The sequence below is a fragment of the Enterobacter sp. GD03975 genome, from assembly GCF_029838645.1.
Taxonomy (GTDB): Bacteria; Pseudomonadota; Gammaproteobacteria; order Enterobacterales; family Enterobacteriaceae; genus Enterobacter; species Enterobacter quasihormaechei.
On sequence record NZ_JAOBZC010000003.1, the window covers coordinates 319,904 to 337,040 of the forward strand.

18 protein-coding genes are annotated in these 17,137 nt (G+C 55.5%); 3 read left to right on the plus strand and 15 right to left on the minus strand.

The annotated features are described in order from the left end of the window. Window positions 1-9: 9 nt before the first annotated feature. Entirely contained in the window at window positions 10-975 is a 966-nt protein-coding gene (locus N5C09_RS07860; RefSeq protein WP_279748801.1) for a L,D-transpeptidase family protein, read from the plus strand. A gap of 77 nt (window positions 976-1,052) precedes the next feature. On the opposite strand, the gene bhsA is transcribed toward N5C09_RS07860, so the two are convergent. Beyond that, window positions 1,053-1,310 (minus strand): multiple stress resistance protein BhsA, encoded by a 258-nt coding sequence (gene bhsA / locus N5C09_RS07865; protein WP_006809234.1) that lies wholly within the window; start codon window positions 1,308-1,310, stop codon window positions 1,053-1,055. Window positions 1,311-1,554: 244 nt separating this feature from the next. Here bhsA and N5C09_RS07870 point away from each other — a divergent pair, with 244 nt between their 5' ends. Beyond that, window positions 1,555-2,190, plus strand: coding sequence for a TetR/AcrR family transcriptional regulator (locus N5C09_RS07870; protein ID WP_063449050.1), 636 nt, complete (start codon window positions 1,555-1,557; stop codon window positions 2,188-2,190). Window positions 2,191-2,250: 60 nt separating this feature from the next. Here N5C09_RS07870 and N5C09_RS07875 read toward each other — a convergent pair whose 3' ends face one another. From N5C09_RS07875 to hinT, 8 genes are all read right to left on the minus strand, one after another. Next, window positions 2,251-2,790: a glycine zipper 2TM domain-containing protein gene (locus N5C09_RS07875; protein ID WP_074160888.1), complete on the minus strand. Its 540-nt coding sequence runs from the start codon at window positions 2,788-2,790 to the stop codon at window positions 2,251-2,253. A gap of 194 nt (window positions 2,791-2,984) precedes the next feature. After that, entirely contained in the window at window positions 2,985-4,289 is a 1,305-nt protein-coding gene (locus N5C09_RS07880) for an NAD(P)/FAD-dependent oxidoreductase (protein WP_107535128.1), read from the minus strand. Window positions 4,290-4,526: 237 nt separating this feature from the next. Further along, window positions 4,527-5,069, minus strand: a complete 543-nt coding sequence (ycfP, locus tag N5C09_RS07885) for an alpha/beta hydrolase YcfP (protein ID WP_032624474.1) — start codon at window positions 5,067-5,069, stop codon at window positions 4,527-4,529. Window positions 5,070-5,100: 31 nt separating this feature from the next. Then, a complete protein-coding gene (gene nagZ, locus N5C09_RS07890) occupies window positions 5,101-6,126 on the minus strand; it encodes a beta-N-acetylhexosaminidase (protein ID WP_279748802.1) in 1,026 nt (341 codons plus the stop codon). A gap of 11 nt (window positions 6,127-6,137) precedes the next feature. After that, entirely contained in the window at window positions 6,138-6,962 is an 825-nt protein-coding gene (gene thiK, locus N5C09_RS07895; protein ID WP_279748803.1) for a thiamine kinase, read from the minus strand. Continuing rightward, on the minus strand, window positions 6,943-7,587 hold the full coding sequence (gene lpoB, locus N5C09_RS07900) for a penicillin-binding protein activator LpoB (RefSeq protein ID WP_102749776.1): 645 nt from the start codon (window positions 7,585-7,587) through the stop codon (window positions 6,943-6,945). The genes thiK and lpoB overlap by 20 nt, the downstream gene beginning before the upstream one ends. A 13-nt stretch (window positions 7,588-7,600) precedes the next feature. Continuing rightward, a complete protein-coding gene (locus N5C09_RS07905; RefSeq protein WP_063866373.1) occupies window positions 7,601-7,975 on the minus strand; it encodes a YcfL family protein in 375 nt (124 codons plus the stop codon). Window position 7,976: 1 nt separating this feature from the next. Continuing rightward, entirely contained in the window at window positions 7,977-8,336 is a 360-nt protein-coding gene (gene hinT, locus N5C09_RS07910) for a purine nucleoside phosphoramidase (protein WP_006809243.1), read from the minus strand. Window positions 8,337-8,689: 353 nt separating this feature from the next. Here hinT and fhuE point away from each other — a divergent pair, with 353 nt between their 5' ends. Beyond that, window positions 8,690-10,876, plus strand: a complete 2,187-nt coding sequence (gene fhuE / locus N5C09_RS07915; RefSeq protein ID WP_279748873.1) for a ferric-rhodotorulic acid/ferric-coprogen receptor FhuE — start codon at window positions 8,690-8,692, stop codon at window positions 10,874-10,876. A 138-nt stretch (window positions 10,877-11,014) separates the two neighbouring features. On the opposite strand, the gene ptsG is transcribed toward fhuE, so the two are convergent. The 6 genes from ptsG to pabC form a co-directional block, all read right to left on the minus strand. Beyond that, complete coding sequence (gene ptsG / locus N5C09_RS07920; RefSeq protein WP_003857942.1) at window positions 11,015-12,448, minus strand: PTS glucose transporter subunit IIBC; 1,434 nt, start codon at window positions 12,446-12,448, stop codon at window positions 11,015-11,017. A 297-nt stretch (window positions 12,449-12,745) separates the two neighbouring features. Further along, entirely contained in the window at window positions 12,746-13,540 is a 795-nt protein-coding gene (locus N5C09_RS07925) for a metal-dependent hydrolase (RefSeq protein ID WP_279748804.1), read from the minus strand. A 10-nt stretch (window positions 13,541-13,550) separates the two neighbouring features. Beyond that, window positions 13,551-14,555 carry a DNA polymerase III subunit delta' gene (holB, locus tag N5C09_RS07930; RefSeq protein ID WP_063866370.1) on the minus strand — a complete coding sequence of 335 codons (1,005 nt, stop codon included), beginning with the start codon at window positions 14,553-14,555 and terminating at the stop codon, window positions 13,551-13,553. Next, window positions 14,552-15,193, minus strand: coding sequence for a dTMP kinase (gene tmk / locus N5C09_RS07935; protein WP_279748805.1), 642 nt, complete (start codon window positions 15,191-15,193; stop codon window positions 14,552-14,554). Before tmk ends, holB begins: the two co-directional genes overlap by 4 nt. Continuing rightward, window positions 15,183-16,205: a cell division protein YceG gene (gene yceG, locus N5C09_RS07940; protein WP_279748806.1), complete on the minus strand. Its 1,023-nt coding sequence runs from the start codon at window positions 16,203-16,205 to the stop codon at window positions 15,183-15,185. The genes tmk and yceG overlap by 11 nt, the downstream gene beginning before the upstream one ends. 2 nt (window positions 16,206-16,207) lie before the next feature. Beyond that, complete coding sequence (pabC, locus tag N5C09_RS07945; protein WP_279748807.1) at window positions 16,208-17,017, minus strand: aminodeoxychorismate lyase; 810 nt, start codon at window positions 17,015-17,017, stop codon at window positions 16,208-16,210. Between the last annotated feature and the right edge of the window lie 120 nt (window positions 17,018-17,137).

Below are 17,137 nucleotides of genomic sequence, written 5' to 3' on the forward strand. Positions count from 1 at the left end.
ATTATGATAATGATGACCTCTTCGCGTTTTACCCGCTGGATCACGCTGTTTGCGCTGGCCGCAGCGGTTGCCGTTGCGCTGCCCGCGCGCGCTAATACCTGGCCTCTTCCGCCTGCCGGCAGCAACGTCGTGGGCCAGAACCGCTTCCATGTCGTTGAAAATGATGGCGGCTCGCTGGAAGCAATTGCCAAAAAATATAATGTCGGGTTCCTGGCGCTGTTGCAGGCCAACCCGGGCGTTGACCCCTATGTGCCCCGGGCCGGCAGCGTGCTGACGATTCCACTGCAAACCATTCTCCCGGACGCGCCGCGTCAGGGCATTGTGATCAATCTCGCCGAGCTGCGTCTGTATTACTACCCGCCGGGCAAGAATGAAGTCACCGTCTACCCTATCGGTATCGGCCAGCTGGGGGGCGATACGCTTACCCCGACCATGGTCACCACCGTCTCTGATAAGCGCGCCAATCCTACCTGGACGCCGACGGCAAACATTCGCGCCCGCTATAAAGCGCAAGGCATCGATCTGCCCGCTGTGGTTCCCGCTGGCCCGGACAACCCGATGGGGCACCACGCGATCCGCCTGGCGGCCTACGGTGGTGTTTATCTTCTGCACGGCACGAATGCGGATTTCGGGATCGGGATGCGCGTCAGCTCCGGCTGTATTCGCCTGCGCGATGACGACATCAAGACGCTGTACAACGTGATTACCCCTGGCACGAAAGTGAATATCATCAACACGCCGATTAAGGTGTCTGAAGAGCCGGGTGGCGTCCGTCTGGTTGAGATCCACCAGCCGCTGTCGAAAAACATCAATGACGATCCGCAGACGCTGCCTATCAATCTGAATGCGGCTATGGTGAGCTTTAAAACGAACGCCAACACCGACGGCGCGGTGATGGAGCGGGCGATGGAAGCGCGCTCGGGAATGCCGACCAACGTCACGCGGCATCATGAGGTTGAGCAACAGTCGATGTAAATCAGTCATAACGACAAACGCCCTGCATGAGCAGGGCGTTTTTTATTGCAGTGGCATAACGGAGGGTTGCGTTACGCTTATTTGTAGATAACTGCGGTACCGTGCAGGGTGTTAGGACCGGTCACAGAGGTGATGCGGAACGATTTCGCACCCATTTCGTCAGCTTTTTGCGCCAGCTGATCTTCCAGAGAGCCCAGGTTAGTTCCGGCGGTGGCAGAGATGGTACCGACTTTCTGCTGGTCTGCTGGAGTAGACTGAACTTCAACAGCAGCGAAGCTTGCGAAAGAGAGTGAACTCAGAACGGCGGCAGCGATGAGGGTTTTAACGTTTTTCATAATTTTTTACCTTTAGCAGATGATGGTGTGGTCGTTAGTTATTTAATTAACGATCGATAGGTAAATGATAGATGTGATCCAGGTCACGCGTCAACCCATTTTTATAATGACCATTAAATTAATTTGTTTTGCCTTATATTTCATAAAGATAAATTAAAATTATTTTTCAGTAATCACTGCTGGTCGTAGCAGGCATTTATTTTTATAATGATTATTCAACAAATCAACAGAGGACCAACGGCATATGACAACCGACGTCACGAGTTGCGCAAAGAAAAGCCGTGGCCGACCAAAAGTGTTCGACAGGGATGCGGCGCTCGATAAGGCCATGACGCTCTTCTGGCAGCATGGGTATGAAGCCACGTCGCTTTCCGATCTGGTGGAAGCAACCGGCGCGAAAGCCCCTACCCTCTATGCAGAGTTCACCAACAAAGAAGGCTTATTCCGGGCCGTTCTGGACAGATACATCTCGCGCTTCGCGGCAAAACATGAAGCGCAACTGTTCTGTGAAGATAAAACCGTTGAGCAGGCATTGCGGGATTATTTCTGCGCGGTTGCAACCTGCTTCACCAGTAAAGACACGCCCGCGGGCTGTTTTATGATCAACACCTCCGCCACCCTCGCCGCATCGTCGAAGGAGATAGCCAACACGGTTAAATCACGTCATGCGATGCAGGAGGAGACGCTCAGTACGTTTCTGACTCAGCGCCAGCAGCGCGGCGAAATTCCGGCGCACTGCCGTCCGCAGGAGCTGGCCCAGTATCTGAGCTGTATTTTGCAGGGGATGTCGATCAGCGCCCGTGAAGGCGCGACGCTGGAAAAGTTGCAGGGTATTACGCAAACAACGCTGCGCCTGTGGCCAGAACTGCTTAAGCTCTGAAGCAAAAAAAAAGCTCCTCAGCCTGAGCGCATGAGGAGCTAAGTTCAGAGAACATCTTTTTTACGCTTTGTTATTCAGTATCAGCTGACCATTACCGTCGAGCGGAATTTGCGTGCCAGGATCTTTATCCATGCGGATTTTCCCCTGCTGGTCGCCGATTTTGTAGGTTACGTCGTAACCCAACATTTTTTCAGACTTGTCATACACGGTTTTACAGCGCTGCTGCGTTGTGGTGTAGGTGTCGTTTTCCTGCATCGCGCCCTGCACCTGGTTACCGGCATAACCGCCACCCAGCGCACCGACAACCGTCGCGACATCCTTACCACGGCCACCACCAAACTGATGACCAATCACCCCACCGGCAACCGCACCCAGCACGGAACCCGCAATACGGTTTTCGTCCTGAACCGGACGACGATGGGTGACAGAAACATTACGGCACTCCTGACGAGGCGTCTTGACCGTCTCTTTAATCGGTGTAGCGGAAACCACCTGCGCATACTGCGGGCCACGATCAAGTACGTTCAGACTGGCAACGGCAGCCACACCCAGCGCAGCTGCGACGCCAATCCCTATACCCGCCAACATTGATTTATTCACGGGACTTCCTCCTTTGTTGCAATTGGTAGCAATTTTGCAGCGCGCTAAGCGCTTCGCCAATAAGACAAAGGATCAAAAAATGGGGCATTGACCTGGGATTACGCGCGTTTAGGAGAACTCTTAAGCGTCAGGAGCGGGATGAACAGCATGATGTGCTAAAAATTCCCTCCGGCGGGCCCGGAGGGAGAGAGCAATTAGTGCAGCTTCAGGCGTGGGCGGATCACGCGGTTGATACGGCCGACCAGCATCATTAAGCCGGTTTTGAAGTAGCCGTGCAGCGCAATCTGGTGCATACGGTACAGAGAGATGTACACGAAGCGGGCGATACGCCCTTCAACCATCATGGAGCCGCGCATCAGGTTACCCATCAGGCTGCCTACGGTGGAAAAGTTGGAGAGCGACACCAGAGATCCATGGTCTTTGTAGACATAGGCTTTCATCGGTTTGCCTTTCGCCTGCGCCAGGATGTTGTGCAGCACAAGGCTTGCCATCTGGTGCGCTGCCTGAGCGCGAGGAGGCACAAACCCGCCTTCCGGACGCGCGCAGGAGGCACAGTCACCGATGGCGAAGATGTCCGGATCGCGCGTGGTTTGCAGCGTCGGCTCGGTCACCAGCTGGTTAATGCGGTTCGTCTCCAGCCCACCGATATCCTTCATGAAATCAGGCGCTTTGATACCAGCGGCCCAGACCATCAGGTCGGCCTGGATGTACTCGCCGTCTTTGGTATGCAGACCGCCCTCATCCGCGCTGGTCACCATGGTCTGGGTCAGCACGCGCACGCCCAGCTTGGTCAGCTCGTTATGGGCAGCGCCGGAGATACGCGGCGGCAGCGCCGGCAGAATGCGTTCACCTGCTTCCACCAGCGTCACGTTCAGCGCTTCGTTAGTCAGCCCCTTGTAGCCGTAGCTGTGCAGCTGCTTAACCGCATTGTGCAACTCCGCCGATAACTCAACGCCCGTTGCCCCGCCGCCCACGATAGCAATGTTAACCTTGCCGTTGGCACCCATGTTATTGGTGTATTTCAGGAACAGGTTAAGCATTTCCTGATGGAAACGACGCGCCTGATGCGGGTTATCCAGGAAGATGCAGTGCTCTTTCACGCCTGGCGTGTTGAAGTCATTGGACGTACTGCCCAGCGCCATCACCAGCGTGTCATAGGCCAGCTTGCGCTCAGGGACCAGCAGCTCGCCTTTGTCATCCCGCAGCTCGGCCAGCGTGATGGTTTTATTTTCACGGTTGATATCCACCACGGAGCCCAGCTGGAACTGGAAATGGTGGTTACGCGCATGCGCCAGATAGCTCAGCGCATCCACGCCCTCATCCAGCGACCCGGTCGCCACTTCGTGCAGGAGTGGCTTCCACAGGTGGCTGTGGTTACGATCCACCAGCGTAATCTTGGCTTTCTTACCGCGCCCCAGCTTCTTACCCAGCTGTGTCGCCAGCTCCAGTCCGCCAGCACCACCGCCGACAATCACTATCTTTTTCAATGGCGTAGTCAACGTGACCCCCCTCAAATTATTAACCAATTGTTAATTAAAAGTTATAGAAATAACCCTTAATTAACAACAGGTTACTGCGCTGAAACCATTCAGATTCATTGAGAATAGCACGTCAGGCGCATTGGTCATACCAAAATTGATATGTATCAAGTTTTGATGGTTTAAAAGTAGACAATTCCGACAAAAAAGAGGCCCGGCACGCTTTCGCGTACCGGGCCTCTATCAGGTTCAGGGAGATCAGCCCAGCGTTTTGAAGGCCTTAATACGCTGCAAATGCGGCGAGATGTTTTTGAACTTGTGGGTCTGCTCTTCGTCCCAGACAATTTCGTAGTAATGATGCAGAAGCTCGGCGGCGCGGGAGCTGTTCAGCGCTTCATCATTGCGGGAGAGGATCACCAGACAGCGATCGCGGTTCTTTTCACGGAAATTGCTCACGCATTTGGTTGCGATATCGGCGTACTCTTCCGGACGGTCAATCTTGCCTTCCATGTTCTCGTTCGGGAACAGGTTAGGATTGAAAATGACCTGGCGCATATCGCACAAAAAACCGATGCGTTCTGCCCAGTATCCCCCCAACCCTACGCCGCAAATCAGCGGGCGATCGTCGATATTAAGCTGCAACATTTTATCCACTTCTTTCAGCAGATGCTGCATGTCATGCTTCGGATGACGCGTGCTGTAGCTAATCAGCCGAACATCCGGATCGATAAACTGCAATTGCAGCACTTTCTCATGATTACCAGGACTGTTTGAGTCAAAACCGTGTAAATAGATGATCATCGTCTCACCACGCTACGCCTTCCGGGATGAATTAAAGGGCTGCTTTATGTGCCTGCCAGCGCTCGTTCAGGGCTTCAAGCTGGGCGTTTACCGCTTTCCAGCGCGCCGAGTCCATCAGCTCCTGACGACTAAATGAACCTTTATGATACAATTGTGTAACACGCTCAGCATTGATCGGCGACAGGTTATCCAGCACGCTCACCGCACCTTTACGATTATTGCAGACGAGGATCATATCGCAACCCGCATCCAGAGAAGCCTGTCCACGTTCAGCATAGCTGCCCATGATCGCCGCTCCTTCCATGGATAAATCGTCGGAGAAAATCACGCCGTTGAAGCCTAACTCCTGACGCAGCACGGTTTTCAGCCAGTGCGGAGAGCCGCTGGCCGGGCGAGGATCGACATCACTGTAAATGACGTGCGCAGGCATGATCGCGTCCAGCTTGTTATCGGTGATCAGTGAGCGGAAAACAGACATATCTTTAGCGCGAATTTCTGCTTCCGGGCGCGGATCGCGCGGCGTTTCCTTATGGGAATCCGCCGTCACCGCCCCGTGGCCCGGGAAGTGTTTGCCGGTGGTTTTCATGCCCGCGTCATGCATTCCGTCTATGAAGCGCGTCGCCATTGCCAGCGCGATACGCGGATCGTGATGATACGAACGCTCACCAATTGCCGCGCTGATGTGGCCCACGTCCAGCACCGGAGCGAAGCTGATGTCGATATCCATGGCGATCATCTCGCTGGCCATCAGCCAGCCAGCGTCCTGCGCCAGTTGACCGCCCTCTTCGGTTCCCAGCAGCGCTGCGAAAGATTGCGCGGCAGGTAAACGGGTAAACCCTTCCCGGAAACGCTGTACGCGGCCACCTTCCTGATCTACCGCGACCACCAGGTGATTGCGCGAAGCCGCGCGGATCTGACGAACCAGCTCACGCAGCTGCGCCGGATCGTGATAATTGCGGGTGAAAAGAATCAGCCCCCCTACCAGCGGGTGCGCCAGGATTTCGCGCTCTTCCGCATCCAGCTCAAACCCCTCAACATCCAACATTACTGGACCCACACCAACCTCTCTTATCCTTTCGTTTGTAACTGGCGCCAGGCATCATCTGCCAGCGCAATAAATTGTTCGTCATCTGTTTGCTGAAAGCGCATTTCAAACCAGCCCGCCATGAGCATGATTACCCACGGTCGCCAGTGCGCAACCTGCCGCGCAAGGGTGTGCGCATTCATGTTGGCGTTTCGGGCATAAGCGGCTATCAGCTGTCCGCGCGAGGCCTCGTCGGGCATCCAGACCGCGGCAAGTTCGAGCGCCACGTCACCGTCCCCGGCATATTCCCAGTCGATAAGTTTCTCGCCTGCCGCCGTATGAACGATATTCCCCGCGTGGACGTCCATATGCAGCGGTGCCAGGCGTAACGCCTGCGGCTCTCCCGCTTTACGCAGCCGCTTCAGCTGCGCCAGCCAGAATGGCGTGCGTCGTCCCGGCGCGGCCTGCTGCCAGTAGCGTTCCAGCAAGGGGAGCAACGTTACCCGCCAGCCCAGACGCGGCTGGCGATGCAGATGATACAGCATGGCTGCCAGCGTCGGGGGATCGGGTAGCTCGCGTTTGATCTCACCCGCAATAAACGTCACCGCCATCCAGTCCCTGATAAAAAGATGGGGTTGCGGCGCAAGGTCGGCGGGCAGGCGCTTCAGGGCGCGGAACTGACGTCGAAAATGGGAGGCAGCCGCGGCGGCATCATGATGCTGGCGTAAAACCAGCCGATGATCACCATGCTCAATAATGCAACTCGCGCCGCCAAGCCCGACGGGGGCTTGCGGCGCGATAACACGGTACTGTGGGAAATAGCGCGTCAGGACATCATGACGCGTGCGATTATTGTTGCGTAACGGCACCTTTACCTGACCAGATAATTTCGCCGGTCTGAACCAGCATTAACTGCATCTGCAACGACGGCGTGTTCACGTTACCCGTCGCGTTAGAATAAAGGACATACTGCGCGCCAACGTTGCGGGCAATGCCAATGGCTTTACTGCGCGAACCCAGGCTGTCCTGAGGCGACAGACCAAGCTGTTGCTTAGCGACCGCGAGCTGCTGGGCTGAGACCAGCGTAAATTTACCGTTGTTCGCCAGCGCATTGCGCAGCGTTTCCGTTGCTTCGCCCGCATTCAGGGAACCATTCGTACGGTTGTTCACGCTGTCCACCAGCAGGACGCTGCCGGGCGTAACGCCCTGTGCCTGCAACATTTTGCCCACCATCGGCTGCATCGCGCCGTTCCAGTCATAGTGGCGCACGCGCGGCGCAGGCTGTGCGGTATCGTCCTGATGTTCGATCGGGCCAGGCTGCGCCGGAATGGTCGGTACAGACGGCACGGTTGGCACAGGTTCCGCCGGCGTTGTGGGCTGTTCCGTCCCCGGCTTCGCCTGATCCACCGGTGCAGGTTCTTCAGTTCGCGTCACACAGCCTGCCAGAAAGAGTGCGAAGGCACTCAGGAGCGCATAACGGCTCATCGTTTTAATCAAGGTTCACCCCTTACAAATAAAGATAAAGTCTCACCTTATGTGCACCCAGATAGCTGGCGCTGCCGTAGAGCGTGACCGACGATCTTGCCGGAATGGTCACGCTGCGCGGCGCCTCAAGCGGATGCATCTCAAGACCTCTCACGTCATACCAGTAGAAGCGATAATGCACCGTCACTGGCTCTTGCCTTTCGTTATAGAGCGTAGAGGAGGCAGAAGACTGGATTTCGCTAATGGTCAGTGAAGGCTGCTCGGCCGTGATGCCCGCAGCAAGCACTGAAGACTCCATCACCAGCGTCTGTTCTTCACTGACCGGGATGGCAGGACGCGCGCTGCACCCTACCATTACCAGCGTCACGATCAGCGCTGCAATACGCCCAATTAACATATTAAAGACCTTTATGTGCCAGCATCGGTCCCAGTGGACGTCCACCCAGCAGATGCATATGAATATGATAGACTTCCTGCCCGCCATGGCGATTGCAGTTCATGATCAAACGGTATCCGTCTTCAGCAATCCCTTCCTGCTCAGCGATTTTCGCGGCCACCGTAAGCATACGGCCTAGCGCCACTTCGTGCTCGGTTTTAACGTCATTGACGGTCGGGATGAGAATATTGGGAATAATAAGGATGTGCGTCGGCGCCTGGGGAGAAATGTCGCGGAAAGCCGTGACCAGTTCATCCTGATAGACAATATCCGACGGAATTTCGCGGCGGATAATTTTACTGAAAATCGTTTCTTCAGCCATGACCTTTTCCTTTTAAATTTAATCTGGCGTCGTGCGTCCGTTGTTAACACACATTGTCTGTTTTACTGCATGACACAACACAAGAGTATGAGCGACTTTCTCCTGTCCTTTCAACCTTCTCCCGTGATTTCTTTCCTGATTGTCCGCCATCTGGCTGAAGAGGCATCGCTTTAGGACATTTCTATTCTGAAACCTGATTTCAGTTCATCCCGAAACATCTGTTTACAGCGTTAATCACAATGCGTATATTTCGCATTTGCATTTTCATGCGCATTTTTAACATAGAAAACGACGTCAGCCCGTGCTAGCGGAGCTGTCGCGCACCACCTTCACCATTCACTAAGGGTTTGATGATGTCTTTCATTAATCACACCAGGGATGGGCAACGCCAGCCTGTCGCAACACCTTCGTTGCTGACAGCCTGCATTGCTATGGCATTGACGCCAACCGCCGCTTTCGCTGCTTTAACCGAAGATACCGTCGTCGTTGACGGAGGTTTTGACAACACACAGGATCTGTCTGCCAGCCAGGATCAGGATTACAGCGTAAAAACCACCACTACCGGCACCAAACTGTTGCTGGTCCCTCGTGATATCCCGCAGTCCGTCAGCGTCATTAGCCAGCAGCGTATGGCTGATCAGAATCTGCAATCTATCGGCCAGGTGCTGACGAACACCACGGGCATTACGGCGCAGGTGCAGGATAGCGACCGTACCGTGTTTTACTCACGCGGATTTTTCGTCAGCAACTACGCCTATGACGACCTTCCGACGTCCATCAGTGAAGTGTGGAACTTTGGTGATACCGCCGCCGACACCGCAATATATGACCGCATTGAAGTGGTCCGCGGCGCCACCGGCCTGATGTCCGGGACGGGCAACCCGGCGGCGTACGTTAATATGGTGCGCAAGCATGCGGACAGCCCGGAATTTAAAGGCAACGTCTCCGCCAGCTACGGCAGCTGGGACAAGCAGCGCTACGTGCTGGATCTCCAGGCGCCGCTGGTGGAGTCAGGTAAGGTGCGGGGCCGTCTTATCACCGGTTATCAGGACAACGACAGCTTCGTGGATAACTACCACTACCGGAAGAAATTCCTCTACGGCGTGATGGACGCGGATGTCACCGACAGCACGACCCTCTCGGTAGGATATGAGTATCAGGAAAGCCATACCGCCGACCCAACCTGGGGTGGCCTGCCGACCTGGTACAGCGACGGAAGTAAGACTAACTACAATCGCAGCCAGACCGTCGCGCCTGACTGGGCCTATTCGGATAAAGACAGCACTCGCATCTTCGCTAACCTGACCCAGCGTTTCGATAATGGCTGGGAAGCGCACATCAACGGCATGCATGCTGAAACCAACTTTGACTCTAAGCTGATGTATATGTCCGGTTATCCTGATAAAGAGACCGGCGCGGGCCTGGTGGGTTACGGCGGCTGGAACCGCGGGGAACGTAAACAGGATGCGGTCGACGCCTTCCTGCGCGGCGGCTTCGATCTCTTTGGTCGTCAGCACGAAATGATGTTCGGCGGCAGCTTCAGCCGTCAACGCAACCATTACGACAATACCATGCCGGATGCGGTATACGGCATGGTTGACGTCGGCAACTTTAAGAACTGGAACGGGAACATTGCCGATCCGCAGTGGACCCCGTGGAAGCTCTACAGCAAAGATGATATTCGTCAGTCTTCAGCCTATTCCTCCGCGCGTTTCTCGCTGGCCGACCCGCTGCACCTGATTCTGGGCGCGCGCTACACCAGCTATAACATTCGCTATAATCCGGCAGGTTCCCCAAACACCCGTCTGGAAAGTACCGAAGATGACGTAACGCCATACGCGGGCCTGGTGTATGACATCAATGAGGACTGGTCGACCTACGTCAGCTATACCTCCATCTTCCAGCCGCAGGATAAGCGCGACGCCAGCGGACGTTATCTCGACCCTACCACGGGCAAAAGCTATGAAGCGGGCGTGAAGGCCGACTGGTTTAATACCCGCCTCACCACCTCGTTGGCGATTTTCCGCATTGAGCAGGATAACGTCGCAAGCAACACCTATACCTACATGCCGAGCGGTGAGTCGATTTATAAATCGCTGGACGGCGTGGTCAGCAAAGGCGTTGAATTCGAGCTCAACGGTGCCCTGACCGATAACTGGCAGCTGACCTTCGGCGCGACGCGTTATATTGCTGAAGATAAAAATGGCAACGCCGTCAGTTCCGATCAGCCGCGCACGACCATGAAGCTGTTCACCCGTTATCAGCTGCCCATGCTGCCGGCGCTGACCGTGGGCGGTGGCGTAAACTGGCAGAACAAGGTATGGACGGACGTGGAAGGCGGTCCGGCAGGACGTTCCCGCGCGGAGCAAGGCAGCTATGGGCTGGTGAACCTGTTCAGCCGCTATCAGGTCACCAAAGACTTTGCCGTTCAGGCTAACGTCAACAACCTGTTCGACAAAGAGTATTACGACTACGTCGGATCGTATGTGGTGTATGGCGCACCGCTGAACGTTTCGGTGAGCGCGAGCTACGACTTCTGAGTTTAAGCCCGGTGGCGCTACGCTTACCGGGCCTACCCCTCATCCAGGGCCGGTCAGGCGTAGCCGCCACCTCGCACCACAAACCGCAGCAATAAAAAAGGCAGCCATTCGGCTGCCTTAGTCTCCCCAGGTCACAGCTTAGTTGTTGCGGATGTACTCATCCATTTCGGTTTTCAGGTTATCGGATTTTGTTCCGAAGATAGCCTGAACACCAGAACCTGCAACAACGACGCCCGCTGCGCCCAGTTTTTTCAGACCCGGCTGGTCTACTTTCGCCACGTCGGCAACGCTCACACGCAGACGAGTGATACACGCGTCCAGGTTAGTGATGTTTTCTTTACCGCCGAAGGCCGCAACCAGTGCAGGTGCCATTTCGCTGGTCGCACCGGCTTTGCTGTCTTCAGTTGCATCTTCACGACCCGGAGTTTTCAGGTCCAGTGCTTTGATCAGCACGCGGAAGACGGTGTAGTACACCACTGCGTAGCCCGCACCCACGATTGGGAACAGCCACAGCTTGCTGCTGTTACCGGACAGAACGATGAAGTCGATCAGGCCGTGAGAGAAGGACGTACCGTCACGCATACCCAGCAGGATACAGATTGGGAATGCCAGACCTGCCAGTACCGCGTGGATGATGTACAGGATCGGCGCAACGAACATGAAGGAGAACTCGATCGGCTCGGTGATACCGGTCAGGAACGAGGTCAGCGCTGCGGAGATCATGATACCGCCCACTTTTGCACGGTTCTCTGGTTTAGCAGAGTGCCAGATAGCAATCGCAGCGGCTGGCAGACCATACATTTTGAACAGGAAGCCACCAGACAGTTTACCTGCCGTTGGGTCGCCCGCCATGTAGCGAGGGATGTCACCGTGGAACACCTGACCTGCTGCGTTGGTGTATTCACCAATCTGCATCTGGAATGGAACGTTCCAGATGTGGTGCAGACCAAATGGCACCAGGCAGCGCTCAATGAAGCCGTAGATACCGAACGCCACAACCGGGTTCTGGTAAGCCGCCCACTGAGAGAAGGTCTGGATAGCCGTACCGATTGGTGGCCAGATGAAGGACAGGACCACACCGGTGAAAATCGCGGCCAGACCCGAAATGATCGGCACAAAACGTTTACCCGCGAAGAAGCCCAGATACTCAGGCAGCTTGATGCGATAGAAGCGGTTAAACATGTACGCTGCAATCGCACCGGAGATGATACCACCGAGAACACCGGTGTCTGCCAGGTGCTTAGCGGCAATCTCTTCAGCAGGTAAATGCAGGACCAGCGGCGCAACCACAGCCATGGTTTTCACCATGATGCCGTAAGCAACAACGGACGCCAGAGCGGATACACCGTCGTTATTGGTGAAGCCCAGCGCAACACCGATAGCGAAGATCAGCGGCATGTTAGCAAAAACAGAACCGCCTGCTTCGGCCATCACGTGGGAAACTACGGCTGGCAGCCAGCTGAAGTTTGCAGAACCGACGCCCAGCAGGATACCTGCGATAGGCAGTACGGATACTGGCAGCATCAGCGATTTACCGACCTTTTGCAGGTTAGCAAATGCATTCTTAAACATAATTGAGAGTGCTCCTGAGTATTTGTGCTTTTTTTACGCTTTCACGCATTGGCCCGGGGGGAGTACCGCGCCGTGGACAGGACATCTAAGCGCCCTTTATTTATTACACAGAGTAAAATAATTCCCTCTGAGTTTGTTTGACGGCTATCACGTTTCAGTTCAAGACGACCAAAAAACTTGCAGATATTTACATAAAGCATGTCTGGATGTGTCTAAAATCGCCATCACCGCCCTGAATGAGGCGGTGAACTTTACTCGTTTTGCTTATTAATTACGAGCCTAAAAAAAACAGGCGTATCAGACAGATTGCAGGCGGGCGGGGTCGATATGGAACAGGCTGGCGAAGTTTTCCGTGGTCACGCGAGCCAGCTCGTCAATACTGACACCTTTCAGAACGGCCATATACTCAGCAACGTCACGGGTCATCGCCGGCTGGTTCTCTTTGCCGCGATGAGGCACCGGCGCCAGGTACGGGGAATCGGTTTCCACCAGAATACGATCCAGCGGAACATAGCGCGCGGCATCACGCAGCTGTTCAGCATTACGGAACGTAACGATCCCCGAAAACGAGATATAAAAGCCTAAATCAAGCAGCTTACCCGCCGTTTCTCTGTCTTCTGTGAAACAGTGTAGTACGCCACCGCAATCCGTCACCTTTTCTTCCCGCAGGATCTCCAGCGTGTCGGCGCGTGCGTCGCGGGTATGAACGATAACCGGCTTATTCAGTTCACGGCCAATACGGATATGGTTGCGGAAGGATTCCTGCTGGCGAAGTTTCGTCTCTGGCGTATAGAAATAATCGAGGCCGGTCTCGCCCATCGCCACGACGCCCTCTTCTGCGGCAAGGCGGCGTAAATCCTCAACCTCGTACGTTTCATCCTGATTCAGCGGATGCACGCCGCAGGAGAAGACAACGTTGTTACGCTCGCCAACCAGTTCACGCATGGTGCGGTAGCCCGGCAGCGTGGTCGCCACGGCCAGGCAAAATTTCACATCGCGCTCGGCTGCTTTCGCCAGCACGTCGTCCACATTTTTATGCAGGGATTGATAATCCAGGCCATCAAGATGGCAGTGTGAGTCGACTAAAAACATAATGTCTCTCTCAGAGGTGGGAAACCGGCGGTATAACACCCGGTTGCAGGTAGTGTTCGATACGCAGTAACTGGTCGGTCAGTAAAAGCTCGCGATTAAGACCGGTTACCGTCAAAAGTTGTTCACGACTCTGGCAGATATCATGAAGGATAGCGTGCAGCGACGACCCGGACAGGCGATTCGCCAGCGTGGTGACCAGCGTCCACACGTCAGGGTTAGTCAGAAGCGTCGCCCCTTGCTGGATTTTGAGCGCATCCAGCAGCAGTGCGGCCAGCCAGTGGAGCCGTTCCGGAGCCTGATCGCTGTTCAGCGCTGGCAGGACGCTCAGCCAGTCATGGTTATCGAGGGCTGATTCAACCGCACGACAAAGCGTTTCACGCTGGGACCACACCTCCGGCTGCAATAAGGCCAGCGCAGCCGCAGGCGCACCGCTGCACAGGCGCAACGCCGAGAGCGCCGCATCCTGTGACACCGTCACTTCTCGCTCCAGCCAGGCGAGCGCCCACGACTCCTGAGGGGCTGCAAGGTGGTGAAGACGGCAGCGGCTACGCAGCGTCGCCAGCAGTCGGCCCGGCTCGCGGCAGGAGAGGAAAAACCAGGTATTCTCTGGCGGCTCTTCCAGCGTTTTTAACAGCGCGTTGGCAGCGGCTTCCGTGAGCAGCGCGGCGTCCTTCAGCCACACCACTTTCGCCCCTCCCAGACGCGCATATTCGTACAGTTTCTCACTGACCTCACGCACCGCGTCGATGCCGAGCGTATTTTTGCCCTTCTCGGGTTCGAGGGTGTAATAGTCAGGATGCGTGCCCGCCTGCATGAGCTGGCAGCCACGGCATTTGCCGCAGCTTTTATGCCCTTCCGGCTGTTGGCACATCAGAAAGCGCGTGATGGCGTAAATCAACGCATCATCGCCCATGCCCGGCAGGGTCTGGATCAGTAACGCATGATGCCCCCGACCAACCTGATAGCTGTTGATCAGCTGTTCAAAGTGCGGGCGCAACCATGGATACCATTTCATGCCTGCTGCTCCTGTACCCACTGCGTAACGGTCTGCTGAATATCACGCGTCACGTTATCCAGGGATTGCGTCGCGTCGATGGTACGAATGGTACTGTCCTGTCCGGCCAGTTCCAGATAACGCTCGCGGGTGCGGTTAAAGAAGTCAAAAGACTCCTGTTCAATTCGGTCCAGCTCGCCGCGCGCCCGAGCGCGCTTCAGGCCCACCTCAGGGGTCACGTCGAGATACAGCGTCAGGTCAGGACGGAAATCGCCCAGAACCGCGTCGCGAAGCGTAGCCAGCATGGCCTGATCGATACCTCGGCCACCTCCCTGATACGCCTGGGTTGAGAGATCGTGGCGATCGCCAATTACCCATTTCCCTTCTGCCAACGCGGGCTTGATCACCGTCTCCACCAGCTGAACGCGCGCTGCATAGAACATCAGCACTTCCGCTTTGTCGGTAATAACTTCATCGCCGACGGATTTGATATCCAGAACCAGACTGCGCAGTTTTTCCGCCAGCTGCGTGCCGCCCGGCTCGCGGGTGAAGACCATGTCGGCGACGCCAAGCGATGTCAGCGTATCAACCACCACGTTACGGGCGGTGGTTTTTCCCGCCCCTTCGAGTCCCTCAATGACAATGTATTTACTGCGCATTTTTTTCCTTAAGTGCCTTCAGATAGTCCTGAACAGAGCGATTGTGGCTGGCCAGGTTGGTGTTAAAGGTATGCCCCCCTTTTCCATCAGCCACAAAATAGAGATACGGTGTCCTGGCCGGGTGCGCGGCAGCCTTCAACGAGGCTTCACCTGGTGTTGCGATCGGTCCAGGCGGCAAACCGCTAATGACGTAGGTATTATACGCCGTTGGCGTCTCCAGATCTTTTCTGGAAATCTTGCCGCTGTAGTTTTCGCCCATGCCGTAGATGACGGTAGGATCGGTCTGCAAACGCATGCCGATGCGCAAACGGTTAATAAACACCGAGGCAACCTGATCGCGTTCGGCAGCGACGGCCGTCTCTTTCTCGATGATAGAGGCCATCGTCATGAACTGGTTTTGATCTTTATACGGCAGGCCTTCAGCTCGCCCTTTCCAGGCAGACTCTACCGCCGCGACCATTTTGTTGTGCGCGCGCTTCAGGATTGCCACGTCCGTCGTGCCTGCCGTGTACATCCAGGTGTCGGGCCAGAACCAGCCTTCGATCCACTCGGGATGGCCGAATTTTAAGGCTTCCGCAACCGTCTGGTAGCGATCATCCTTGAGCGTATGCTTGATATACGGCGCGTCGCGCAGCTGCCTGAGGTAATCGCTCAGACGCATACCCTCAACAAAACGCAGCGGGAACTGGGCTTCTTTACCACTCTCCAGCAGTTGCAGCATCTCGCGCACGGTCATGCCAGGGGTAAAGCGATAGGTCCCGGCCTTAAAGTGGGACAGTTCAGGCTCAATACGCAGCAGCCACTGGAAGACACGTGGGCGGTTGATGATTTTGTCGCCATACAGCTGCTGACCAAGCGCCTGCCGCCCGGTACCCGCTTTCAGGGTAAAAATCGTCTCGTCTTTAATCAGGATCTTGCTGTCCGCCAGCTGACGGACTTTCCACACTCCCGCTCCGCCGGCAATACCGAACGCAACGATAAGAAGGAGGACAAAGCGTAACATTTTCTTCATGACTACCTGGTTTGCTCACATAACGGGGCCAGAAACTGGAACAGCTCGCGGGATGACCAGCACGTGTGGCCATAAGCGCAAACGGGGACAACGGGCATTAGCGCATTGCAGATAACAACTTCATCCGCGGCCAGCAGCGCCTCTTCCTTAGCGTTAACTTCGACAACGCGAACGTCAGCGCGTGCCAGCTGTTGCAAACAAAACTGTCGCATTATGCCGTTGACACCGGCCTGCTCCAGCGAAGGCGTGAATACGTCACTGCCCTTCCGCCAGAGTAAATTAGCCGCACAGCATTCCGTAATGTACCCTTCGCTGTCAAGAACCAGCGCCTCCCCGGCCTCCGTCTGCTCAAGATGAGTACGAATAAGCACCTGTTCAAGGCGGTTAAGATGTTTTATTCCGGCAAGCATCGGGTTTCGCCCCAGGCGTACCGGGCTCAGCGCCAGCGCTATGCCCTCTTCACGCCAGTGCGCGTAGTGGGAAGGATAATCTGAAACGGAAAGGATCCGCGTAGGATGCAGGCAGGCAGAGCCGCTGTACCCTCGCCCGCCGCTGCCGCGGCTGATGATCACCTTCAAAACGCCGCTTGTTTTCGCTGACGCCAGCCGACGCATCTCGCTTTCAAGAATGCCCCACGCTGAAAAGGGGATCAGTAACGTTTCGCAGGCTTTTTGTAAACGAAGGATATGGGCTTCGAGCAGGCACACGCCACCGTCGAGAATACGCGCGGTTGTGAAACAGCCATCGCCAAACTGGGTCGCCCTGTCGCTTGCCGGCAGCGTTTCTTGCTCAAGGCCATTGATTAAAAACATGGTGGCTCCTTATGCGTGGAGGCACAGTCTGGCAGGATGTTGATAGCCGGACAAGTGGATTTCACCTAATAAAAAAGGCCCGGCAAGCGGACCTTTTTTAACGTCAGTGACTAATCAGAC